This is a genomic window from Enterococcus sp. DIV1421a (assembly GCF_051711025.1).
GTDB lineage: Bacteria > Bacillota > Bacilli > Lactobacillales > Enterococcaceae > Enterococcus_B > Enterococcus_B hirae.
Genome location: NZ_JBIOLU010000001.1, coordinates 299,162 through 323,309, shown reverse-complemented (window position 1 = coordinate 323,309; position 24,148 = coordinate 299,162). Strand labels below are relative to the sequence as shown.

Below are 24,148 nucleotides of genomic sequence, written 5' to 3'. Positions count from 1 at the left end.
CAATTAATATTCTTGAATTTTGATCATTTACCATAACGTTTATATATATATTTCTTTCATTGATCGAGGAAATCAATCAAGCTTCTTCTACTACTTATCATCTGAAGAAATATTTCACCTGCATGTTACGCTTTATGTAAAGGTTAATAGGTAAAAGAAAAAGAGAGTGGGACAATAGTCAGAAAAAAATCTGATTATTGCTCTACTCTCTTTTTTATTACATTTTTAAAGCTACTTTCAAATGTTGTTTGCTATAATTAAAAAAAGGTCTTTAAGGAGAACTAAATAATGCTTTTAATTAAATTTATGTTTACTTTAATATATTATGGTAGTTTTATTTATACAGTCTACAAAGTCAGGCAGATCCAACAGGAGTATTCAGATATCATGGCTCTATATAAACAAGAAAGAGAGCGTACTTTTCCAAACCTAACTGAACAAGAACAAAAGAAACGAAAAAAAGCAATCTCACAATATTATGAAAAAAAGGATCCTTCTTTTGCTCTAAAAAGAAAATTTTCATTTATCATTTATGTTATTGTCTTTTTTATTTTGGAACGTGTTATTCACTACTTTTTCCCTATTGAAGACGTTCCTAAAAATTTGAATTATATAATTCCCTATTTGGGAATAGCCCTTACCATCAGTGCTGTTACAGGTTTTTACTTAATTAAATCCAAAAAAAAAGGAACGCGAAATATTTAAACAGTATTTAATAGACCATCCCAAAAACGAATTACAATTTGTTTGGGTTTCAGAAAAACTTCAGGCAAGTTTTATGCAAAATACAAATAAAAGATTTATAGTCCATCTTACACTAGGTCTATTAATGATATTGTATCCTCTTTTTTCTTAGATGAGAGCATACATTAAATGGTTATTGCTTCCATCATATTCTTTGATTTGCGATAATCAATTTTATCCTTACTCAATCGATTTTTTCGTAATTCTTTTTTCTTATCTCACATTTGTTTTTAGACAAAATAAAAACGACCTTAATCCAATAAATCATGGATTAAGCGTCGAATGTTTTACCACCAGCTGATGGTTCATTAAAAATACAATCTTCTTTCGAAATATCTCGTGTAAAATTTTATCTGCAACCGATTCATCGTTTTTTTCAAAACAGTTGCTCATAAAGACATCAGTAATTTGTCAATCTCATGAAAGTTTTTTTTACTTTAGAAACAAAGATCATGCTCAGTTACTATCGGCTCATCGTTTACCAATTTTTTTCTCTTGATCTTTTATTTACTGGATCAACAGGGCGATCGCTTGATAAGGCCTTAGGGTCAATTCCTCTTGGATAAGAGTATTGGCATAATTGCTGATAAGCGGTTGGGCACTAGCAAATTCTTCTGGGATCGCTATGGTCGTTTCATTTTCGTAAAAATTAGTTAAAACCAATAATTTTTGTCCGTCTAATTGTCTTAAATAACCGTATACTTGAGGATGATCGGGTTCATAAGCTTGATAGTCCCCTGATGCAATTACAGGATATTGTTTTCGCAATTGAATCAATTTTTTGTAGTATGCGAAAATCGATTGTTCAGATGTACGTTCTTGTTCTACATTGATGACCTCATGATTTGCTGCTAAACCTAACCAAGGTGTTCCTGTGGTAAAGCCTGCTGTTTCATCACTTGTCCATTGCATCGGTGTCCGAGCGTTATCTCTGGATTTCGCCTTGATTCGCCGAAAAGCTTCTTCTTCCGAGAAGGATTGGTTCAGCATTTCTTGGTAAGCATTTAAACTTTCTACATCGACGTAATCATCGATATGCTGAAAGTCTGGATCGATCATCCCAATTTCTTCCCCCATATAAATATAAGGCGTCCCACGATTCAAATGGATCATCGTCGCTAACATTTTAGCCCCTTCTGTGCGGTATTTATCAATTGCTACAAAGCGGTTGAGGGCTCTTGGCTGGTCGTGGTTATTTAAGAACAACGCATTCCAGCCATTTCCTTTACTCATCGCTTCGCCCCATGTATGAAACAGACTTTTTAAAGCTTCAAAATCAAAAGGTGGCGTACTCCATTTGTTTCCATTTTCGTAATCAACCTTCAAATGATGAAAATTGAACACCATCGAAAGCTCATTCCGACTTGGTTCCGTATACAAAATACAATTTTCAATCGTCGTTGAACTCATTTCTCCAACTGTGATGATTTCTGGATCTTGACCAAAAGTTTCCCGATTTAATCGTTGAAGATACGTATGAGTAATCGGCTTGTCAGTATATTCTGCTTTTCCTTGGTTCTCTGCATTATTTTTGAGTTCTTCATCTTTCCCGATCACGTTGATTACATCAAAGCGAAAGCCTTTGACCCCTTTAGACATCCAAAAACGAACAACTTTGAACAACTCTGTTTGCACTGCTTCATTTCGCCAATTTAAATCTGCTTGTGTTTGATCATAGAGATGTAAATAATACTTATCCGTATCTCCAAAAGGCGCCCATGCATTACCACCAAATTTAGATACCCAATCGGTTGGCTCATCTCTTAGAATAAAAAAATCTTGGTAAAAACGATCGCCAGCTAAAGCTTTTTGAAACCATTCGTGTTCTATTGAGACATGGTTTAAAACCATATCAAGCATAATCTCTATATTATAGCTCTTTGCTTGTGTGACTAGTTCTTCAAATTCTTCCATCGTTCCAAATAGTGGATCAATCGCTACATAATCAGAAATATCATAGCCATTATCTTTTTGTGGACTCGGATAAATGGGGTTCAACCAAATCATATCGACCCCTAGTTCATGCAGATAAGGTAATTTTTCTTTGATCCCTTTTAAATCGCCAATCCCGTCACCATTACTATCACGATAAGATTTAGGATAAATTTGATAAACTACTTTCTCATTAAACGACATCCTCATTCGCCTCCAATCAGCTATTATTCCAACTTATATATACAAGTTTACAAATCCTATTATAAAGGAAAAGGAAGCGTTTATCAAGGACAGAGCTAAGTCCTCTAATAGGAAGACCTCACCCATTATAAACTGTCGCACATCCAACAAATTGGCATAACAAAACCTGCGTATCATTTTCCCTACACCAAATTTTCTTTTCATCAACCAGTTACCTAATAAAAAAACTTCTTGCAAAAGTCTACTCAACTTTTAGCAAGAAGCTTTTTTTATTCGTTTGATTTCAAAGCATCAATCATATTGATATTTTTCAGCTTGAAGTGGGTCGCTATCATAACGATAACTGTAAATTCAATAGTCAAAACAGCAGAAAGAGCATATGCTTTCCAAGTGATCACTAAGGGGAAGATCACCGTCTCCATTGAAGCCTGTTGTAAAATAAAGTCAGTTAGGACGTAGCCGATGCCAAACCCACCTACAATACCAACTAAAGTAAAAATAATATTCTCCCTCACAATATACATCGTTACTTCTTTATCAAAAAAGCCTAGTACTTTGATCGTTGATAATTCCCGCACTCGTTCAGAAATATTGATATTGGTTAAATTATACAACACGATAAACGCTAACAGCCCTGATAAAACGACAAAAATCACAACGATTGAATCGAGGTTCGCAAGTGATTCTTCTTGGGTTTCCATTTGTTTCGAAACAAATGATGTATTTGTTACTGCATTGGTTCCCAATAGCTTTTCTGACAAAGCATTCTCTTGTTTTTTAGACATTGGGTCAGCTTGAACTAAATAAGCATTTGTAGAAGCTTCGTTTCCTGATACTTTTTGATAATAGGCAGGGCTCATATAAACAAAGTTTCCTAAATAGTTTTGAGCAATGGCTTTCACCGTAACCGATAACTCTTTTTGGTCATCCGTGTACAATGAAAGGCGGTCTCCTTCAGATACATCAAACAGTTCGGCAGCTTTTTGTGTGAGGACGATTCCTGAATCATTCAACTCCATGTTACGTCCTTTTAATGAGATCAAGTGAATAAACGGTGATAGACCTTTTGACGTTTCCGGTATGATCATCGTAACGCTTTGAGTCGCTTGTCCTTGTTGCCGAAGCTCGATCGTTTGCATGTTTACTGCTAGCAAATCAGTAATTTTCGGATCGGATTCTAACTGTTCCTTTGCTTTTGTTTCACTGTTTTCTGTTTCTCCATCTAAAGTGACAATTGCTTGGTAATTCGTAATTGGGCCAAATTGTTTATCAGAAACAGAGCTTAAAGAGTCTTTCAATCCTACGCCTGCTACCATTAAACCAGCACAACCAGCAATCCCAACGATTGCCATAAACATTCTGGATTTATAACGGAACAGATTTCGATAACTGATTTTCTGATTAAAGCTTAATCTTGACCACAGTGGTGTGATATATTCCAATAATATTCTTTTGCCTGGTTTTGGCGCTTTGGGTTGTAATAAAGCTGCCGGTCTTTCTCTTAAATCTTTGAATAAGACAATCATCGCTGCACCAAATGCAGCGATAAAAAACGCCACTGCCGCTTGTAAAATCGGAGACCAATCATAAAAAATGACTGCTGATCCGATATCATAGCGTTCATTCGATAGTTCAAAAATAATTCTTGGTAATAGATTGGTTCCTAAGACGGTTCCTAAAATAATTCCTAGACCAGAAGCTAAACTTGCATAAATAGCATATTTTTTTGCAATTTCAAATTTAGTATAGCCTAATGCTTTCAACGTACCGATTTCTCGTCGGTTTTCTTCGACCATCCGTGTCATCGTCGTAAAAGTGATCAATGCTGCAATAAAGAAGAAGAAAACAGGAAAAACATTAGCAATGGCTGCGATCCGTTCAGCTAAATCACCAAATTCTTGAAAGCCCACATTATCGGAACGCTCTTGGAAACGATAGGTTGGTTTTTCCAAACGATTGATCTTTTCTTCATTTTCGGTAATTTGGGCCTGTGCATCATTCAGTTTTTCTTGTTGTTCAGCGACTTGCTTTTCTTGCTCAGCTAGCTGTGCTTCTTGCGTAGCTAGTTCATTAGTTGCTACTGTTCGTTGTACTTCAGGCAATTGTTCGAGCATTGAACGTTGTTGCTCTAGTTGGGCTCTGGCAGCTGCCAATTGACTTTGTGCCAGACTAATTTGTTCTTGACCAGCACTCACCTTTTCTTTTTCTGGTTGTAAAGACTCCTTAGCTTGTTCCCTTAGTTCAGTTAAACGTGCAGCTGGTCGATCTTGGAAAAGTTTCTCCACGCTTTTTTGGTTTTGTGCCATTTTGTCCCGATATTCTTTACTATAAGTATCAAAGGATGAAACATTTTTAAACGTTAAGTAAATAACCGATTGAGTGTCTGTGTTAAATTCTGTTTCAGGTAAATAAACAAAATAATCGATTGTGCCGTTCCCGACATTGGCAAAACCACGTTCTAAATTATTGATGAAAAGTGGCGATCGTACAAATCCAACAATTTGATAGTCTTTCTTTTTCACGTTGTCAGAATCGATCGTATACGTTTCGCCTATTTTATAGCCTAGACTTTTTGCTTTTTCATCTAGTACGAGTTCGTCTTTATTCTTTGGTAAATGCCCATCTACTACTTCTAAAAGGTTTTGTTTATTTGATTTTTTATAAGAAAAAACTTGCACAACTTCGTTTTTACTTGAGCTGGAATAATAAAATTGTTTTCCCGTTTCCAGTTGTGCATCAGGGATTTTTTCGGCTCTAGTTACGTCTTGTTCCGTTAAACCACCAGTTGAAATGATTTGTAAATCCGATAGATTGCCTTTTTCAACATAGTGATCCATCGTTTTTTGCATAACCGGCCCCGCCGTTTTAACGCCTACGAATAACAAGGTCCCTAGCAAAATGATCAATACAATGGCAATAAATCTGCCTTTCGATTGTTTGATTTCTCTAGCACTTGCTTTAAGATATGTTTTTGTTTTCATAGCCCCTCCTTACCACACAATCTCATCAATGGTTGAAGGATGATCGTTTGTTTCAATCGAACGGACTTTCGCATCGTTGATATGGATGACACGATCAGCAATCGGTGCTAAGGCAGAATTATGAGTAATGATCAACACCGTATTTCCATGTTCTCTACTCGCATTTTGTAATAACTTCAACACCTGTTTCCCTGTTTCAAAATCCAACGCACCTGTTGGTTCATCACATAGAAGTAATTTCGGATTTTTTGCTAATGCTCGAGCAATGGAAACACGCTGCTGTTCTCCTCCTGAAAGCTGTGAAGGAAAATTGTCCAGCCGATGTGCCAGACCTACTTGTGTCAATACCTCCACTGGATCTAACGCATCTGGTGAAACTTCTGTTGCCAACTCGACATTTTCTTTTGCTGTTAAATTCGGTACCAAATTATAAAATTGAAATACAAATCCGACATCTGTTCGACGATAGGCGGTCAATTGTTTATCGTTGAACTGAGCGATGTCTGTCTGATCAATGATGATTTGCCCTTCATCTGGCTTATCCATCCCGCCTAATATATTAAGAACAGTTGACTTCCCTGCACCACTTGGACCAAGTATAATGACTAGTTCTCCTTTTTTGATCGCAAATGAAATATTATCATTTGCGGTAATCGTTGTTTCTCCCATTTTGTACCGTTTACATTCGTTGATTACTTCTACATAGCTCATCCTTCTTCTCTCATCTCCATCTCTTTACGAATAAAGTCGCTACTTTTTATTTTACCATTGAAATGAATCAGACTAAAGATTTGATAGACGATTCATTGACAAATACAGAAATTATGTTTTACTTACATGGAAAACGATCTATTTATTGAAAGAAGGAAAACCCATGACTACTACAAAATCACCTATTCCACTCGAATTAGCAAAAACAGCTTTTTTACCGATCGATCTCCAAAAAGGAATTGTGAATTCTGGGCAATTATTCCCTTATGATGCAACCACCATCCTCTCAAACAATCAACTGATTGCTGAGCAGTTAAAGCATACACCTGCTTGGAATATACTAGTCAATGTCGATATTACCAGCTTTCAGTATTTGAGTGCTAAAAATGACCGAGCACAAGCAGGTTCTTTTTATACCCCCCCTAAAGAATTTACTGATTTATTACTTGAACCTACCACCAAAGGAACACAAAACACACTCACGATCACTAAACATAATCCAAGTGCTTTTTTTGGAACGTCTTTAGATGCCCAACTTCGTCGAAGAAAGATCGATACGCTCATTCTTTCAGGTGTAGCAACTTCAAACGGTGTCTATGCCACCGCTTTAGATGCTTTTCAACATGGTTACCATGTTATTGTTATCGAAGATGGTTGTAGTGATCGAGATCTAGAACTTCATACGCTCTTTTTTGAAAAAATGTTTCCAAAAACAGCACGGGTGCGTACAACCAAAGAAATCCTTCAAGCAATCGAAGAAGCCAGATAAAGGAACCAAACACGCCTTGTTTTTCATTTACATTGCTGGTTTTCCATGGGAAAATAAAAGTAACCGTTAGATAGGAGTATCAGAATGAAGAAAAAGAAAATAACGATTAAAGACGTGGCAAAACATTCTGGTGTTTCCATTGCCACTGTTTCATTGATTTTAAATGGTAATGAAGAAAAATTCAGCGCTAAAACAGTTGAAAAAGTGCTTGCTTCAAAAGACATTCTCGGCTATCAACCTGACTATGTCGCTCGCCAAATGATTACGAAAGAAACAAAAACGATTGGTGTCCTCGTGCCGGATATCACCAACCCTTTTTTTAATACGCTAATGCGTGGAATTGAAGATGTGTTATACAAACAAAACTTCGTGACGATTTTATGTAACGCTGATTCTGACCATCAAAAAGAAATTGAGTATTTAGCTGAATTAGCACGACGAGGCGTCGATGGGTTTATCATAGCTACTTCCGCTGTTTCGACTACAGCAATCAATGAAAATCTCAAGAAACAAAATCGACCTTTTATTGTGTTGGATCAAAAAAAGGCTGAAGGATTTAGTGATGCGATCAGCACAGATGATTTTCGTGGAGGATACTTGGCTGGTACACACTTACTTCATTTAGGTCACCAATCCATTGCGCTCGTTTATCCACAAAATCCCCCTGAAAACGTCTATCGTAGGATCGAGGGTTTTAAACATGCACTAGATTTTTATCAGCTCTCGCACGACAATTTATTGTTACTACCTACTCATTTTTCTAAAAATGGTGGGTACCAGGTCGTTCCAACGATTCTTAATTCCTCTGCGACCGCAATCTTTGCCTTAAACGACGAGCTCGCTTTTGGTATTTATCGTGGGTTGGAAGAACATGGAAAGAAAATCCCCGAAGATTATAGTGTGATTGGATACGATAATGTGGATATGTGTGAATATGTCAAACCAAAATTAACGACGATCGCTCAACCAATTTTTGAATTAGGACAATCTGCTGCTCAATTATTATTAGCCCGTATCCAGTCACCTGAAAAAGAATGGAGCGAAAAATTATTACCAGTAGAATTGAAAAAAAGAGCTTCAACTAAGCGTGTAAGTAGCGTTTGTGAATAAATTATGAAGAAAAAAATAAAACATGATGAAGTATTTTTGTGTTTTATTTTTTTTTTGTTTTTTACGGTCGTTATTTTTACAAATATTTTGTAGAAATCTATCTCCTTTGGTACAATTTAAGTAGTATGACCATTTCCCCCAAATTTGTTCTCCCCCAACAAATTAATGGCATGCAGAATAATTAAAATGTTAAAGCGAAGCGACTTATTAGAAAAAAGAATCGTAGCTTATTAATCAAAAAAAATCAGATCTTTGTTATGTATTAACAACAGTTGCATGAGCATAGAGACTCGTCACAAGCAAAAAGAAAAGGAGTACCGCATATGAACAAAAATAAAGCAATACGCCTACTTGCTGCATCTTGGCTGATTGCTCCAACGATTTTATCGACTCAAGCTGTTTTTGCAACAGAAAACCAACCAACAACTACAAGTAGCTCACTTGTTTCGGGAAGTGATTCTGTAACTTCAACAGCCTCAAGTACAGACACAACTGAATCGTCCACCACAGATTCATCAGCCACAACTGGCTCAACGGGCGAATCATCAACCACTGATTCATCAACGACTGAAACAGGTGAATCAACTGAGAAACCTGCGGAAGAAGTTGCGACACATACACTGACAGTTAATCCCGAATTACTGGGGAAAATTAAGCTGTCTGTTATCAGTAACGCCCCTCGAGAAGAAAAAGAGTTGACCATCCAACCTAATGGCACGGTCAGTGGATTGAAAGAAGGAACGAAAGTGTTCTATGAAATCACCCCTCCTAAAGGTGAAAAATTACTTTCTTTCCAAGTAAATGGTGCCCAAGAAGTGAATTATCAAAAAAGATTCTTTGTCGTTGGTGTAATGGATCTATCATTGACTGCTTCATTCAACACACCAACTGTTCCATCTGAAGACTCTTCTACTCAGGATACGACTAATTCAGCTGGAAATACGCAAGATTCTTCTCAAACGACAAAACCTAATGATACAACGAAACCTAGCACAGATAAAAATAAACCAACTGATAGTTCAAAAGAACAATCGAAACCGTCAACGTCAACCAGTAACGATTCAGTTGTTTCAGCGAATACCAATAATTCTTCCAATCACCAAACAAATGACAAAAATAAAGGTCAACAGGCAGGAATTGAAAATCCTGTAGACGGGTCCTCCGATTTTGTCAGCAAAACACCGATTGAAACAACTTTACCAACAAACACGACAGCAGTTCAAAAAGAAATCGTGAAAGAAGCCTATAAATATTTAGGCAGACCCTACGTTTGGGGAGCAAAAGGACCAAGTACATTTGACTGTTCGGGTTTAGCTTATTATGTTTACATGAAAGCCACTGGTCATTATATCGGTGGATGGACAGGTGAACAACAATACGCTGGAACACAGATTCCAGTAGATCAAGCACAACCAGGTGACTTAGTATTCTGGGGACCTTCCTCAGGTGTCACTCATCACGTTGGGATTTATATTGGTAATGGACAATTTATTCATGCCCCTCAACCAGGCGACAAAGTTCGGATTACTTCAATTGCTGATTTCAGACCAGATTTTGCAGTACGTGTCAATATCGCAGGTCTACCAAGCGTGACTGACCAACTGAAAAACCAGTCGATTTTAGATGGTTTAAATGATTCATTCAACTTTACAAAAAATCAAACAACAGATCAGTTTTTGAAAAAAATTGCTACAAGCGCGCAAGAAATTGGTCAAAAAGAAGGCATTTACGCTTCTGTTATGATGGCTCAAGCGATTTTAGAAAGTGGTTCTGGCAATAGTTTGTTGGCAAGTGAACCAAACTATAATCTGTTTGGCATAAAAGGAACTTATGAAGGAAAAAGTGTTTTGTTCAATACTTTGGAACAAGACAGCAACGGTGCAAATTACCAAATCCATGCAACCTTCCGTAAATACCCTTCTTATAAAGAAAGCTTAGAAGACTATGCGAAATTGATCAAAGGCGGGTTGTCCAATAATAAAGATTTCTACAAACCAACTTGGAAATCTGAAGCCAAAAGTTATAAAGAGGCAACGAAGTATCTGGAAGGCCGCTATGCTACAGATAAACAATACGCCAAAAAATTGAATGCGATCATTGAATCGTATGATTTAACTAAATACGATGAACCGAAAAAAGAAGATAATAAAGAAACCAAAGTTAAAAATGTTTCAAAACCTTTGGTAGTACCTGTGTCTTGGGATAAAAATGAGATGTCGCTAGTTGACGTAGACACTTGGTCTTTAAAAACAATTACGAAAAAACCAGAATATCTTTCTACAATGAAAACACCAAATTACTGGGAATTGTACTTGCAACTATCTGCCAGAGAAATTCCAAAAACGACTGTCATTAAAGTCAAAGCCGACACCATTCCTTTATTGAAAAACTTAGCGATCATCCATCCATCATGGAGTAGATTAACTTAAAAAAAGCTATGACAGAAGTGTCTAGCTCTGAAAACAAGCCGGAGATGAGGTTGAGACAAGTTTTGTCTCAGTCTCTTCTCCGGCTTATTCATGTTTAGAGTGAACGTGTGATGTCTCAGATGTTTCTTGTTTTAGCGTACACAAAAAGCACACAACCTTGTAAGATTCAAGTAACGAACAAAAATCAAAGGAGTGTGCCTTTTGTTAAACTATTGGATCGTCCATCAAACCACTTCAGTAATCCATATGGAAATTTATTCCAGAAGCTGATATTACCTAGTCAATACCTCAGATGAACCAATGCTTCTTTTTCGTCTCTTTAACAAGTGCTATCGATGAAACCAACCAATTTCACCTATTTAGAGTATTTTTATTTCTCTCTTTTCAAAACAATACTTGTATATAACCAAACAGTCAATACATAGTAAATAAAGTACATGACAAAGAAAATTCCGAATGGTATCAACACATCACGATATGGATCATTCATTAAAAATTCAAATAGTCTTAAACCAAATAAGACATGGATCGCTCCTAAAATACCAGGCGCTAAGAATAAAACACCAATTTCTCGTCGAATCGATTGTCTTAATAAGCCACGAGTCGCACCGATTTTTTCTAACATCGTATATCGACCAATATCGCTCTTACTACCTGAAAGAATCTTAAACATCAAGCAACTTGCTAACATCGCTAAGAACGCAATTCCTAGGAAGAAGCCCATAAATTCCATCCCTGAGAAAATACCATTCACTTGTTGATACATTTCATATTTTTGTCCACTCATGGCTTGGTAATCTTTCAACTCTGGATTGACTTGATTATTTTCTTTCACTAATGTTTCGATACCTGGTAAACTTGCTTCAAAATCTTTGACTGTAATTAATTGTAACGTTGTTTCTGGCAACGCTAATTGATCGAATTCACTCGCACGAACTAATTTTATTCCCTTCGCTTGTTGCGTAGGTAATTCGTTTTGTCTTAATGTCTCTTGCAATTCACTTGATTTTGCGATTTCTTCAGCAGTTGCTGTCTTTACTTTGTTATCCGCAAAAGTGTTCCCACTATATGCAATATATCTAAGCGGCTCTTTTTCCCATTCATCATAATTGTAATAAACGTATTGTTCATCTTCTTTTTGAGCATAGATGTTATTTGACGTTGGATTTAGTTCTCTGACTTTTCCTTGGTCAATCTTTTGTGCATTGTTTAGAACTAAATCATAAGCGTTTGATGAATTGGTCAATGCGGAGATTTGATTTCTGAATCCTAAACCAACCGTTAACGCTCCTAAAGCTAAAGCAAATAAGATCGCTACCATTGAAAGCATTTGCGTATAGTCACGAATCCTAAAGCTTAATTGTGATAAGGTAAAGTTGTTCAACTTTTTCAATGAGATACCTTCTGATTTTTTCAGTAAAGACAAGAAGAAAATAATCACTGAATGGAAAATGAAATAGGTTCCCAGACAAATCGTTACGAGAGAAATCCCTAAACCAGACAATCCAATACGTGCAATTTCTGATAGAACGTAATAACCAACGCCTAATAAAACAACCCCTAATACAACTTCAAGTAAAAATAAAAATTTATTTTGTTTCATTCGTGTTGGTGTAGCTTCCGCACGAATCAATGTAAGAATTGGCTTTTTCACAATTGAAAAAGCATTGGTGATTGCTGCTAATAAAAACAAAACAGCAAAAAAGAAAAGAGTGATCAGAATACCCTTTACACTAAATGGTGTAAAATGTGTAATTGAAATGTTTAATTGTTCAACGAGTATTCGTTCCACAATACTTGTTAGCCCTACACCAATCGCAGAGCCAACGACGGTCGCCGTTGCACCCACAACAAATGTTTCGGTAAAAATCATTTGTGCAATTTTTCTGCCCTTAGCCCCTAACATCATAAACATTGCATAATCTTTCTGACGCATCGCCATTAAAAATGAATTAGCATAAAGGATGTATACAAAAGTAATGATTGCTAATAATACCGAGCCAAAATGAAAAATTAAAACAGTTGATCCAACGGTAGAATTACTTTCTAAAAACGCTTCATTGCTTGCGATTGACTCGAACATATAAAAAATAGCTGAAGTCATAACCAAACCTGAAAATAAAACAATATAATCTCTTAAACGCCCTTTAATCCCAGTAAGCGATAATTTCCAAAGCATGTTTTTTCCTCCCCTTACTGTTCTAGATTTCCTAAGATCGTTAGAATATGACGATAAAACTCATCACGGCTTTGTTCGCCACGTTTGACTTCTTCGTGGATACCGCCATCTTTGATAAATAAGATTCGTTCACAGTAGCTAGCAGAAAATGGATCATGTGTTACTAATAGAATTGAAACATCATCTTTTTGATTCAATTCTTTCATCGTATCTAGCAAATCACGCGCACTCTTAGAATCTAAAGCTCCAGTCGGTTCATCACCTAATAAGATCGTTGGTTGTGTAACCAAGGCACGAGCTGCTGCTACCCGTTGTTTTTGACCACCTGAAATTTCAGAAGGATAACTTCCCATGATATGAGAAATCGATAAACGTTCTGCTACTGCTTTGACCCGTCGCTTGATTTCTTTAGGTTTAACACCTTGTAAGGAAAGTGGTACTGCAATGTTTTCTTGTGCAGTTAAGTTTTCTAGTAAATTAAAATCTTGGAAAATAAAACCAATCTCTTTCGCACGAAAGTCTGCTAATTGGTTTCCCTTTAACTTCGTTACATCGTTTTGATTGATTCGGATATTTCCGTCTGTGGGTTTGTCTAATGTAGATAAAATATTTAGTAACGTTGATTTACCAGATCCAGAAGCCCCCATGATTCCGATAAATTCTCCTTTTTCTACTGTAAAGCTGATCCCACTTAAGGCTTGTGTTTTCTTCTCATTATTCTTACCGTAGATTTTTGTTACATTTTGAACCTCAACAATTTTTTCCATTTTCACCTATCCTTTACTTAGTTTTTCTTGTGCTAACTTAGGTATATCGTTTTGTTTGACTTCCTCATAAGAAGTGACACCTTTGCTTTTATTCCATGTAATCTCTAAATAGGCTCCTTTTCTTAAAGGACGAGGTTTTTGTCCATTAAATGTTAATATTTTTTCACTTCCCTTTTCATCATATCCGGGAAGAGTATATTTATATTGGATGGTTATTTCATTACGATTATCTTTTATTTCCTCTTTTTCTCCATCTGTCGTAATTTTGACATAGTAGCTATCGCCACCCATGATCATTCGATCCGCAATTTTTAGGCCCCCAAAGATAAAAACTACCGAACCTAATACCAACGCTGCAATGGAAATGCCAATCCCGACCAGTAGTTTCTTCATTTCCTCTCCTTCTTTCACATATGATAGGGCAATTATAAAAAAAAAGACCGTATTTTACCTTTGATTTAACTGTCAAATATCTTTCAATATTGTCATTTATCTATCACAAAGCAAAAGAGTGATCCGCAAGCTTGAATCGAATCGTTTTTTATTCAGACGATGGTTCGGTAAATTTTATAAAAAGAATTTTAGATAAAAGTGTTTAGCATCAAGAAATAAGAAGGAATTTCCGAAAACTGCTTCTCATATTTTTTGAAGATGCTACTTTGGTCTTACTGTAAACAAGAGGTCAGCTCTTTGAACGCCGTGAATCAGAGGTCGTGAAAACATCGGGTAGCTCTGATGACAATAAGAAAGAATTTTTTGAAACAGCTTCTCATGTTTTGAAAAATTCAGGCTTATTTCAAGGAGCTGATGTTTGAACACCGTTTAAAGCAAGAGGCTGTGAAAGAAGCGTTCAACTCCGAGCGAATAAGAGAGGATTTTTTTAAATAGCTCCTCATATTTTAGAAAATCATCGCTTATTGTTGAGGAGTTGCTTCTTGAACGCCGTTTAGCAAGAGGTCGTGAAAAGAGTGACTTGACCTGAGCGTTAAGGATGAAAATCTTGAAACAGCTCCCCATGTTTTGAGATTTTTGACTTATCGCCGAAGGTCAGCTCTTTGAACACCGTTTATTCGTTTTTAGAAATACTAAAAAAGACTGAGTTTTGGCTCAGTCTCTGACTACTCTACTGTTCTATTATAGAAAAAATACAGTTAAAAAATTCGTTACAATCATACGATATTTACTCAATAATGGCTATTTTTCTTTCACTGTCCCTGTATTAATGACTGGTTGTGTTCCTTTATCTGTAATAATCGAAACAAGTAGGTTATTGATTAATTGGACTTTCCGATCATCTGTGAAATTGATTTCTTGTCCTGTTTCAATTTGTTCCAATGCCATTTGTGTCATCGTAACTGCTCCTTCAACGATTGTTTGCCGAGCAGATAAAATAGCTTTTGCTTGTTGTCTTTGTAACATTGCACTAGCAATCTCAGTCGCATAAGCTAGATGATTCAATCTCGTTTCAATCACCTCGACCCCAGCAACAGATAACCGCTCTTGTAGCTCGTTGGCTAATTCATCAGAGATGGCAGTCGTATTGCCTCGCAAAGTCAAATCTTCTTCATTGAAAGTATCATAAGGGTATTGGCTGGCAATATGACGAATCGCTGTCTCACTTTGAATCTCAACAAAGTCTTGGTAATACGCCACATCGAACAACGCCTTAGCCGTGTCAACAACTTTAAAAACTACGACGGCAGATATTTCGATGGGATTGCCATCTAAATCGTTCACCTTTAAAACCGAACTGTTAAAATTTCGTACTTTTAAAGATAAGTTGATTTTTTGTGCAAACGGAACCGTTAAGAAAAAACCACTTTCTCGTATCGTCCCAATGTACTGTCCAAAAAACAAAATAACTTTTGCTTGGTTGGGACTAACAACCGTTGCGGAGCTTAGTAGTGCAATAGCAATCAACCAACAAACAAAACCCATGACCGTCTGGAAGATCGCTCCACTTGTCATGCCAAAATAGAATAAGAAGCCGCCGATACCAACTAATAACACCAAACCGATCAATCCAATATACCCATTTACATAAACCGCTTTCTTTTCACTCATCACTTAGTTCCTTTCTTAGACCATTCCTACATGATTGGTTTCTTTCTAATCCGTGCCATCACTCCCTCTAATTCTAATTCCTTATCTTCTGTGATATACCAACCACTCACTTGTGGTCCTCCGGAAGTTTGGGGTAGATATTCTAACCTTGTGCGTACCCAATGTTTTTCTTCAGTAAAATAATCTTCCACTAAAATCTCTAAATCAATTCCTGCAGAAAGAATCAAATTCTCTCGAACTGATTTGAACACAAAACGCTCTTTTTCTTCGTCGTACTTTAAGATCCCTGTATCTAAAATCGGCAAAGAGTAATAGTCTAATTCCCTCTTTACTTTCAATAAATGATGGAATACTTCATTGTAAACTTGTTCTAATTGCCGACCTTCTGAGTTATTCGGGTAATCGATCATCACACGTTCTTTTTTTGTATCATAATATTTATGATTAAGTTCCGTGAGATAATTATGTAATTTTGTTATTTCTAACTGTAGCTCTTCTCGTTTCGCTTCATCTATTCTCATCTATTTTTCCACCTTATTATCTCAGCTGTGTTTTCTCTATTTTCTCTTATTTTACTACAGATTTGTAAGTTAAGCGATGAAAAAAATCGTTCTTCCCCATGATACTGCCCGATGTCTTAGCATCCTAACAGTCATGTCTGTTATATTAGCTAACCTATCTGAGAAACTATCTATCAAACACCTATCCGAGATAAAAGATGTAAAATCGTTATCTAAATGTGAATAAACCGTTATTCGAAAAAAACTTTTACGTGGATCATCATCCATAATCAACGACCGCCATTCAAAATCTTTTGAAAAAAATCGCTTAATCAAAAAATCGAAAAGTTCCAAAAATAGTTGCACCTATCTTTGAACCTCTTCGATTTATTTCTCTTTACTTACTCTTAATGACAGACTTTATCCTTTTTAAACATCATACTGATGGTTTTCGTCAGCTATCACCACACTACTATCATAACCAGTGATTTTTATATTGTTTTCTCCTTTGATCACTGTTTTGATTGGTAATTCTTCATTATTTTTTGTGACAGTTGACATCCCTAATAGATCAATATCTAATCCAATCTCTCCATTATCAAGAAAGTCTACATAGCAATTTTCTAACATAACTGTTCCTTTGGTATTTTTGAATCCATTTAAGAATAGATTCCCATACTTGGCATTCAATTCGATGTTTGAAATATCTGAATTATCAATATTTACATAACTTTGCACAGAATTTACTTTAACTTTTTTTCCATCAACTTTATTAAATGTAATGTATCCACCATTATTTGTAACGGAAACATTCTCACTCACTACGTCATTTAATAAAAGTTGTCCTTGCTCTCCTTCTAACACAAGTTGATCTAAAGGAAGTTCGCTAGGAACTGTCAGGGTGATTTTGGATGTGTTATTCATTACATGAAACAAGACGTTTTGTTCACGACCATTTCCGTTAATCGTCAAAGTATCTCCTTTAGTAGTGACTTGAGGTTTACTTGCTTTTTCATACGTAGAGTTAACTTCAAAATTTTTGCCACGTTTGATCTCAACTTGTTGGTATTGTGCATTGACCACTATTTTGTTGATTTTTTCTTTTGTCGATATCACTTGTGAGTCATGGTTCATTTCGACCAATTGAGGGCCATTTTCCCAAGCAAGGCTTCGGTGCGTCCCAAACGCATAGGTTGTCCCAGCAAGTAAGCCACCACTAACCATCAAGCCTAGACCAGCCATTAAAAAATATTTTAATTTCATCTTCACACCTCTTTTTCTTATAACTTCGACGAATGAATCGCACGTCTCGTTACAAAACGACGTCCAACCCACTTCACAAAATTCATCATCATTTTAAATATCCATTTTGTCATTTTCAGAAGGAGCGGCGCACAGAAGACGACGGTTCCGGTAGCGAATAGCCCTAATCCAACGTAAAATAATCCACTTTCTATCGACTGCCCCAACACACCAATACCCGAAACAACTGAAAATAATCCAAGCCCTAAAACAGTAATACAACCGACATAACCACCTACCAGCAAAGCGACTAATAGACATAATAACCCCACGATCACTGCAACAAAACCAATCGCCAAAGGAATCAACAGAGGGGAGGCACATAAGCCAATCACGATCATCCAAATCAACCGAATTTGTCGTTTAGAACTTCTTGGGTTGACTTCATCTGTTGCTGAATCATCTTGTTCAGAGAAATAATTGATTTTCAATTTAAGCGCAAACTGTTTAGGCGTACCATATTCTTCAATGATTTGATCAATTGTTTTGCCAGAATCTAAAAAATATTCTTCATAATATTGAATCAAATCGAATCGGTCATCTTCAGGAATCTCTTGGATTTCCTCTATTACCTCATCTAAATATTCATTCATGTTTATTATCCTCCAATAATCGATTTAAGGAATCTCGAAAGACGATCCACTCATCAATAATATCTTCTAACCGATTATACCCCGCTGGTGTTAATTGATAATATCGACGATTTCTTCCTTCAAAGGGTTCATCATAAGTATCTAAAAATCCTTCTTTTTTTAACCTTCTTAAGACGGGATACATCGTTGACTCACTTACCGACAGGCTTTCCTGTACGATTTTAGTCAACGCATAGCCATACATATCTTCTTTACTCAATGCAGCTAATACCGTGCCATCAAGTAATATCGTTGGAACTTGGATGTGCATTCCTTCACCTTCTTTTATACAATATCTTCTTTCATAACATATTATACTACATATAATATTGTTTTAAAATATAAATGTTGATTATTTTTAAATAAAACAGCATAATAGTCAGATCTAAAATCTATGAATAACGCTCCGAAATCAATTGCTGCTTCAGATTATTAGAGTTGAGCCATTTGAGAAAGACAAAAACATACTAAGATTAGTCGACGGAATACCTTACCACTCATCTTAGTATGTTTCTTTTATCACGTAATTGATCTGGTTTTAGTTCATAATAAAACAATTGAACAGAACAACTACTTCATCATTAAAGTTTAGCTTTTTATTTTTTCAAGCTGATCACAGCTGTGGTTCCTACCTCAGGAATGCTGTTATAGCGTATCGTACCCTCATGCAATTCAAGGATTTTTTTTACCAAAGACAATCCCAAGCCATTGCCAGCCATCTGACGGCTTGTGTCTCCTTGATAAAATTTTTCAAAAATGCGATTTTGAGTTTCTTCGTTCATCCCTACACCTGAATCCGTTACTTCCAATAAAATATCTGTAGCATTTTGAGTCAAACGAATTTCGATCTTGCCATCAGGTTGATTATACTTGATCGCATTATCCATGATATTCAACCACACTTGGTATAAAAATTCTTCGTTTCCCTCATAAAAGACCGTATCCAAATCGATATGCAACTTCAACCCTTCCCATTTAGGTTGCAAAAACACGATGACTTCTCGTATTTGTTCATCTAAACGAAATTTATGCTTTTCGATTTTGACACTTTGGTTTTCTAACTTATTTAGTTTCAAGATATTTTCAGTCAACTGTGAGAGCTGAGTAATATTTTCAATCAATCGTTGCAAAAACACTTGCTTCTCTTCTTCTGGAATATCTGGTGCTTGTAACAATTGGACATAGCCTTGGATCGTCGCTAGTGGTGTTTTAAACTCATGAGAAACACTCGAAACAAAATCATTTCTTAGCGTTTCGATGCTATTGAGTTCTTGGACCATCACGTTGAAATCTTTATATAACTGTTGGACTTCTGCGACTTTGGGAGGTTCCTCCATTCGAATAGAAAAATCACCTGTAGCTACTTTACTCATATTTTTACGTAATTCACTGATTGGCTTCAAGATCCTATGACCGACAAAGCCAGAGATTACCGTGCCGACGATCATGCTAAAAAAAGCAAAAACGAATAACGGATAGAGTGTTGGTCGTTCAGATGGCGTAACATTTTGATGAGAAAGCAAAAAAATAAAGCCTAAGAAGCACAGTAGAGTCACTAATATTGAAACAAACACAATGCTAGCAAAGTAGATCCACAGTTGAGAGTATAATTTCTTTTTCATCTTTTGACCTCCGCTTTATACCCGAGTCCTCTAACGGTGATGAGCTGAAAATCTTCACTTGCTTCAAAACGTGTCCTTAATCGTTTGATATGTACATCGATCGTTCGTTCTTCTGTATTTGTATCCAACCCCCAAATATCGTCCATCAATTGTTGTCTCGTAAAAATCTTATTCGGATAAGCTAACAGTTTGTAAAGCAAAAGAAATTCTTTCTGAGGTAGCACACTGACCTTTTCATTTTGTCTTACTTCATACGTTTCCTGATCTAAGGTAGTATTTCCAATATTCAATTGATTACTATGATTGATTTTTGCTCGCCTTAATAACGCTTCCACACGTAAAACCATTTCATTGACATCTACGGGCTTCGTCATGTAATCATCCGTTCCTAACTGGAAACCGCGTTTTTTATCTTCAAAATCGGCTTTAGCCGTGATCATCAGCACAGGAAGCTCTATTTTTCCATCTCGTAAACTTTCCAACAATTCATAACCATCCATCTCAGGCATCATGATATCGGTAATAATCAATTCTACATGAAAATTTTCCAATCGCGCTAGTGCTTCTGTTCCACTACTAGCTGTGACTACCGAAAAACCAGCATGTTCTAATACTGAACGATAAAGCAATTGTAAATTTTCATCATCTTCTACTACTAATATACGGTTCATTTTATTCCCTCGATTTTTTGAAAAATTTCTTGTTTCTTTCTGATTGTTCATATTGAGTTAACATTCATTGATTATACTGCGTTTATTGTTCTGATATACTTTTAAGTATACCGAATATTCTAATAAGAAAGAAGGACGAATATGCTACAACTTAAAGATATAAAGAAATATTATAAAGTTGGCGAAACAACGACTAAAGCATTAGATGGCGTATCTGTTGCCTTTAGAAAAAAAGAATTTGTTGCCATTCTTGGTCCAAGTGGTTCAGGAAAAACAACGATGTTGAATGTCATCGGTGGCTTAGACAACTATGATTCCGGAGATATGGTGATCAACGGAAAGTCCACAAAAGACTTTAAAGATAGCGATTGGGATGCTTACCGAAACAATTCGATTGGTTTTATTTTTCAAAGTTATAACTTGATTGGACATTTAGGAATCATCGAAAATGTTGAATTAGGGATGACACTTAGCGGTGTGGCAAAAGAAGAAAAACGCCAAAAGGCTGAGGAAGCCTTACGCCGTGTCGGTTTAACGGATCATATGCACAAAAAACCAAACCAATTATCTGGCGGACAAATGCAACGGGTCGCAATTGCTCGTGCTTTAGCCAACGATCCAGATATCCTCTTATGCGATGAACCAACTGGAGCTCTAGATACCGAAACAAGTATCCAAATCATGGAATTGATCCAAGAACTATCTAATGAGAAACTAGTAATCATGGTTACACATAACCCTGATCTTGCTCATCAATATGCAGATCGAATCATTGAATTTTCAGATGGTAAAATCTTGGCAGATTCACATCCTCATATCGAACGACCAAAAGATGATCAATTCAATTTACGTCGGACAAAAATGAGTTTCTGGACAGCCTTGAAACTTTCATTTAATAATATCCGCACGAAAAAGGGGCGAACATTTTTGACGTCCTTTGCTTCAAGTATTGGGATCATCGGGATTGCGATCGTCTTGGCATTATCTTCAGGCTTCCAAAAACAAATTGATAAAACACAGTCTGAAACGATGGCAAAATTCCCGATCACTATCTCCAAAGTGACAACCAATCGTTCAACAGATTCTGCTTCATTGGGTACTAGTAAAGCGGATTATCCAAATACAAAACAGGTAACTGCTAAAATCAGTGATGAAGATAAAGCACAGCACACCAATAAAATCGACCAATCTTATGTAGATTATGTCAAAGATATCGATCCTAATTTAAGTAATAATATTGGCTTTACTCGTGCTACTGGTATCAATATGCTTCGCCAAGTTGATGGTAAAGTGCAACCAGTAAGTTTCTCTAACCAAAACCCTGAAAACGAATCATTATCGTTATCAAGCACGATGTCTGCTATGACGGGTGTCGGTGTTTCCAGTTTTCCAACACAGTTAGACAATCAAAAAGAAAACTTTTTAAAAGCGAACTATTCACTTCTTTCAGGCAGTTATCCTGCTTCTGCGAATGACGTGGTCTTGATCGTAGATGGTAACAACAATACAAATATCAATGCTTTGAAAAACCTAGGATTTGACGTAAAAGACGGTCAAAAACTAGACTTTGATCGCATTGTTGGGACAACTTTCAAAGTGATCAACAACAATGATTACTACACGAAATTACCTACTGGCAACTTTATTCCAAATACTGATTACGATACGATGTATGCTAATTCAACGAACGAAGTAAAAATTGCAGGGATTTTACGAGTGAAATCTTCTTCAACAATGAATCTTCTTTCCCCTGGAATCGCATATAGTGATCAATTAACGACACAAATCGTTAACGAAAATAAAGATTCTGAGATTGTAAAAGCGCAAAAAAATAGTGATACGAATGTGATGTCCAACGAAAAAGTGGATGAAACAGCTAAACAATCACTGATCAGCTATTTAGGCGGTGACAGCATTCCAACTAGCATCATGATCTATCCAAATAACTTTGGTGACAAAGAAAAAATCCTTGATTACTTAGATGCTTACAACAAAGGAAAAGCAGAAGAAGATAAAATCATTTACTCTGACTTAGCAGGAACAATGACTGAATTGACTGGTGGTTTGATGGATGCCATCACTTATGTATTGGTTGCTTTTGCTGGTATCTCACTAGTGACAAGTATGATCATGATCAGTATTATCACGTATACTTCAGTCATCGAACGTACCAAAGAAATCGGGGTGTTAAAAGCATTAGGGGCTCGTAAAAAAGATATCACTCGTGTCTTTGATGCAGAAACTTGTATCTTAGGAATTTCTTCGGGCTTATTAGGTGTTTTGATTGCTTGGTTAGCAACGTTCCCAATCAATCATTTACTCTATCAAATGACTGATCTAAAAAATGTGGCTCAATTGAACCCACTCCATGCACTGATCCTCGTGATCGTCTCTACGATCTTAACGATGTTAGGTGGGCACATCCCAGCAAGAATGGCTGCTAAAAAAGATGCAGCGATTGCTCTGCGTGCAGAATAAACGATTGATATTGTTTGAAAGAGATTGAGAAGTCCTTAGCAGCAAGAAATAAGAAGGAATTTCCGTCAATTGACAAGAAACACAAATACTTGTTTTCCCTGTTGATTGTCGTCTACTTGGTTCTTCTCAAATTTTTTGGACAATTTCGGCTTATTGCCGAAGGTCAGACTTTGAACACTATTTATTCTTTTTTAGAGATACTAGAAGAAACTGAGACAAGTTTTAGCTCAGTTTCTTCTTTATTTTTTAGTCAGTAATATTATGTGTTAGAAACAACATAGCATGCACTGTTGACTGGATTGTAAGAATAGTAGATGTACCACTCTTGCGTGTAGACCCCCCAGCACATATTGCTTCTCCAATTGCAACTTTAGAGCTGTAGGTATTCCCTATTTCTGTACCTATGTTTTTTACAGTTAAATGATATAATATGCATCTTTTAGAAAACGCTTAAATAGCCAAAATTATTTTTATGTATTTGAAACTTTTTCCTATTTATTTGACTCTAATAGATGTAAGAGAAAAAATCTTTATGAAGTGGGAGGAAAATCGTGTGCCCAGTGATTTATTTTTAGTAAAAAAAGCAAAGGAGGGAGATAAAGAGGCATTTGTCCAATTGTTTAAAAGTTATGAAGCTGTTCTCTATAATACAGCGCGTAAGTTTTTGAACAATTCAGAAGACATTGCAGATTGTTTACAAGAAACAGCATTGACGGCCTACAAAAATATCCAAAGCGTGCAAAAACCAGAATATTTTAACACCTGGTTATGCAAAATTCTCATTAATAATTGCAAAAAAATTCTCAAAAAATCAAAGAAAGAAACTTTTTATGTAGAATACGAGGAAGAAAAAAATACAACGATACATTCAATGGAATTAAAACACATGCTACAAAAATTAGATTTGAAATATCGAATTCCGTTGGTGCTCTATTACTATAATGGGTTTTCCATCAAAGAAATCAGCACGATATTATCTGAACCAGTCAATACAGTGAAGACACACCTTGCTCGAGGGAAAAAACTACTAAAAATAGAGGAGAGCTAGGAGGA

Annotated in this window: 19 protein-coding genes; 6 read left to right on the top strand and 13 right to left on the bottom strand. The window is 36.2% G+C overall.

Annotated elements, in window-relative coordinates; translation table 11 throughout:
• Positions 1-288 precede the first annotated feature (288 nt).
• Positions 289-705: a hypothetical protein gene (locus IGK21_RS01490; protein WP_229065685.1), complete on the top strand. Its 417-nt coding sequence runs from the start codon at positions 289-291 to the stop codon at positions 703-705.
• A 546-nt stretch (positions 706-1,251) separates the two neighbouring features.
• Here the strand turns inward: IGK21_RS01490 and treC are convergent.
• The 3 genes from treC to IGK21_RS01475 form a co-directional block, all read right to left on the bottom strand.
• Positions 1,252-2,880, bottom strand: a complete 1,629-nt coding sequence (treC, locus tag IGK21_RS01485) for an alpha,alpha-phosphotrehalase (protein ID WP_181914782.1) — start codon at positions 2,878-2,880, stop codon at positions 1,252-1,254.
• Between the two features lie 269 nt (positions 2,881-3,149).
• On the bottom strand, positions 3,150-5,861 hold the full coding sequence (locus IGK21_RS01480) for an ABC transporter permease (protein ID WP_181914781.1): 2,712 nt from the start codon (positions 5,859-5,861) through the stop codon (positions 3,150-3,152).
• Between the two features lie 9 nt (positions 5,862-5,870).
• A complete protein-coding gene (locus IGK21_RS01475; protein ID WP_010720230.1) occupies positions 5,871-6,572 on the bottom strand; it encodes an ABC transporter ATP-binding protein in 702 nt (233 codons plus the stop codon).
• Positions 6,573-6,735: 163 nt separating this feature from the next.
• Between IGK21_RS01475 and IGK21_RS01470 the strand changes: the two genes are divergently transcribed.
• The 3 genes from IGK21_RS01470 (at position 6,736) to IGK21_RS01460 (ending at position 10,880) form a co-directional block, all read left to right on the top strand.
• Positions 6,736-7,341, top strand: a complete 606-nt coding sequence (locus IGK21_RS01470) for a cysteine hydrolase (protein WP_010720231.1) — start codon at positions 6,736-6,738, stop codon at positions 7,339-7,341.
• A gap of 84 nt (positions 7,342-7,425) precedes the next feature.
• On the top strand, positions 7,426-8,451 hold the full coding sequence (gene rbsR / locus IGK21_RS01465; protein WP_034699241.1) for a ribose utilization transcriptional repressor RbsR: 1,026 nt from the start codon (positions 7,426-7,428) through the stop codon (positions 8,449-8,451).
• A 323-nt stretch (positions 8,452-8,774) separates the two neighbouring features.
• Positions 8,775-10,880: a glucosaminidase domain-containing protein gene (locus tag IGK21_RS01460; protein WP_034699243.1), complete on the top strand. Its 2,106-nt coding sequence runs from the start codon at positions 8,775-8,777 to the stop codon at positions 10,878-10,880.
• 370 nt (positions 10,881-11,250) lie between these two features.
• On the opposite strand, the gene IGK21_RS01455 is transcribed toward IGK21_RS01460, so the two are convergent.
• The 10 genes from IGK21_RS01455 to IGK21_RS01410 form a co-directional block, all read right to left on the bottom strand.
• Positions 11,251-13,059, bottom strand: coding sequence for an FtsX-like permease family protein (locus tag IGK21_RS01455; protein ID WP_178306224.1), 1,809 nt, complete (start codon positions 13,057-13,059; stop codon positions 11,251-11,253).
• Between the two features lie 14 nt (positions 13,060-13,073).
• The gene (locus IGK21_RS01450; RefSeq protein WP_010720235.1) at positions 13,074-13,826 is read right to left on the bottom strand and encodes an ABC transporter ATP-binding protein; all 753 of its coding nucleotides are present in this window, start codon (positions 13,824-13,826) and stop codon (positions 13,074-13,076) included.
• Positions 13,827-13,832: 6 nt separating this feature from the next.
• A complete protein-coding gene (locus IGK21_RS01445) occupies positions 13,833-14,219 on the bottom strand; it encodes a YxeA family protein (RefSeq protein WP_034699252.1) in 387 nt (128 codons plus the stop codon).
• Positions 14,220-15,020: 801 nt separating this feature from the next.
• Positions 15,021-15,890, bottom strand: coding sequence for an SPFH domain-containing protein (locus IGK21_RS01440; RefSeq protein ID WP_034699254.1), 870 nt, complete (start codon positions 15,888-15,890; stop codon positions 15,021-15,023).
• Positions 15,891-15,916: 26 nt separating this feature from the next.
• Positions 15,917-16,411: a DUF5348 domain-containing protein gene (locus tag IGK21_RS01435; protein WP_010720238.1), complete on the bottom strand. Its 495-nt coding sequence runs from the start codon at positions 16,409-16,411 to the stop codon at positions 15,917-15,919.
• Between the two features lie 408 nt (positions 16,412-16,819).
• Complete coding sequence (locus IGK21_RS01430) at positions 16,820-17,653, bottom strand: DUF4097 family beta strand repeat-containing protein (protein ID WP_181918528.1); 834 nt, start codon at positions 17,651-17,653, stop codon at positions 16,820-16,822.
• Positions 17,654-17,670: 17 nt separating this feature from the next.
• A complete protein-coding gene (locus tag IGK21_RS01425; protein ID WP_010720241.1) occupies positions 17,671-18,285 on the bottom strand; it encodes a DUF1700 domain-containing protein in 615 nt (204 codons plus the stop codon).
• Positions 18,278-18,595, bottom strand: coding sequence for a PadR family transcriptional regulator (locus IGK21_RS01420; protein WP_010736935.1), 318 nt, complete (start codon positions 18,593-18,595; stop codon positions 18,278-18,280). The genes IGK21_RS01425 and IGK21_RS01420 overlap by 8 nt, the downstream gene beginning before the upstream one ends.
• Positions 18,596-18,920: 325 nt before the next feature.
• Complete coding sequence (locus IGK21_RS01415; protein WP_010736934.1) at positions 18,921-19,946, bottom strand: HAMP domain-containing sensor histidine kinase; 1,026 nt, start codon at positions 19,944-19,946, stop codon at positions 18,921-18,923.
• A complete protein-coding gene (locus IGK21_RS01410; protein WP_010720244.1) occupies positions 19,943-20,617 on the bottom strand; it encodes a response regulator transcription factor in 675 nt (224 codons plus the stop codon). The genes IGK21_RS01415 and IGK21_RS01410 overlap by 4 nt, the downstream gene beginning before the upstream one ends.
• A gap of 141 nt (positions 20,618-20,758) precedes the next feature.
• Between IGK21_RS01410 and IGK21_RS01405 the strand changes: the two genes are divergently transcribed.
• Entirely contained in the window at positions 20,759-23,095 is a 2,337-nt protein-coding gene (locus IGK21_RS01405) for an ABC transporter ATP-binding protein/permease (protein ID WP_181914780.1), read from the top strand.
• Positions 23,096-23,627: 532 nt separating this feature from the next.
• On the top strand, positions 23,628-24,143 hold the full coding sequence (locus tag IGK21_RS01400) for an RNA polymerase sigma factor (RefSeq protein WP_161638015.1): 516 nt from the start codon (positions 23,628-23,630) through the stop codon (positions 24,141-24,143).
• Positions 24,144-24,148: the final 5 nt, after the last annotated feature.

Coding starts and splice junctions, on each gene's coding strand:
- IGK21_RS01490 (WP_229065685.1), top strand. CDS start 289: ATGCTTTTAATTAAATTTATGTTTACTTTAATATATTATGGTAGTTTT.
- treC (WP_181914782.1), bottom strand. CDS start 2,880: ATGTCGTTTAATGAGAAAGTAGTTTATCAAATTTATCCTAAATCTTAT.
- IGK21_RS01480 (WP_181914781.1), bottom strand. CDS start 5,861: ATGAAAACAAAAACATATCTTAAAGCAAGTGCTAGAGAAATCAAACAA.
- IGK21_RS01475 (WP_010720230.1), bottom strand. CDS start 6,572: ATGAGCTATGTAGAAGTAATCAACGAATGTAAACGGTACAAAATGGGA.
- IGK21_RS01470 (WP_010720231.1), top strand. CDS start 6,736: ATGACTACTACAAAATCACCTATTCCACTCGAATTAGCAAAAACAGCT.
- rbsR (WP_034699241.1), top strand. CDS start 7,426: ATGAAGAAAAAGAAAATAACGATTAAAGACGTGGCAAAACATTCTGGT.
- IGK21_RS01460 (WP_034699243.1), top strand. CDS start 8,775: ATGAACAAAAATAAAGCAATACGCCTACTTGCTGCATCTTGGCTGATT.
- IGK21_RS01455 (WP_178306224.1), bottom strand. CDS start 13,059: ATGCTTTGGAAATTATCGCTTACTGGGATTAAAGGGCGTTTAAGAGAT.
- IGK21_RS01450 (WP_010720235.1), bottom strand. CDS start 13,826: ATGGAAAAAATTGTTGAGGTTCAAAATGTAACAAAAATCTACGGTAAG.
- IGK21_RS01445 (WP_034699252.1), bottom strand. CDS start 14,219: ATGAAGAAACTACTGGTCGGGATTGGCATTTCCATTGCAGCGTTGGTA.
- IGK21_RS01440 (WP_034699254.1), bottom strand. CDS start 15,890: ATGAGTGAAAAGAAAGCGGTTTATGTAAATGGGTATATTGGATTGATC.
- IGK21_RS01435 (WP_010720238.1), bottom strand. CDS start 16,411: ATGAGAATAGATGAAGCGAAACGAGAAGAGCTACAGTTAGAAATAACA.
- IGK21_RS01430 (WP_181918528.1), bottom strand. CDS start 17,653: ATGAAATTAAAATATTTTTTAATGGCTGGTCTAGGCTTGATGGTTAGT.
- IGK21_RS01425 (WP_010720241.1), bottom strand. CDS start 18,285: ATGAATGAATATTTAGATGAGGTAATAGAGGAAATCCAAGAGATTCCT.
- IGK21_RS01420 (WP_010736935.1), bottom strand. CDS start 18,595: ATGCACATCCAAGTTCCAACGATATTACTTGATGGCACGGTATTAGCT.
- IGK21_RS01415 (WP_010736934.1), bottom strand. CDS start 19,946: ATGAAAAAGAAATTATACTCTCAACTGTGGATCTACTTTGCTAGCATT.
- IGK21_RS01410 (WP_010720244.1), bottom strand. CDS start 20,617: ATGAACCGTATATTAGTAGTAGAAGATGATGAAAATTTACAATTGCTT.
- IGK21_RS01405 (WP_181914780.1), top strand. CDS start 20,759: ATGCTACAACTTAAAGATATAAAGAAATATTATAAAGTTGGCGAAACA.
- IGK21_RS01400 (WP_161638015.1), top strand. CDS start 23,628: ATGAAGTGGGAGGAAAATCGTGTGCCCAGTGATTTATTTTTAGTAAAA.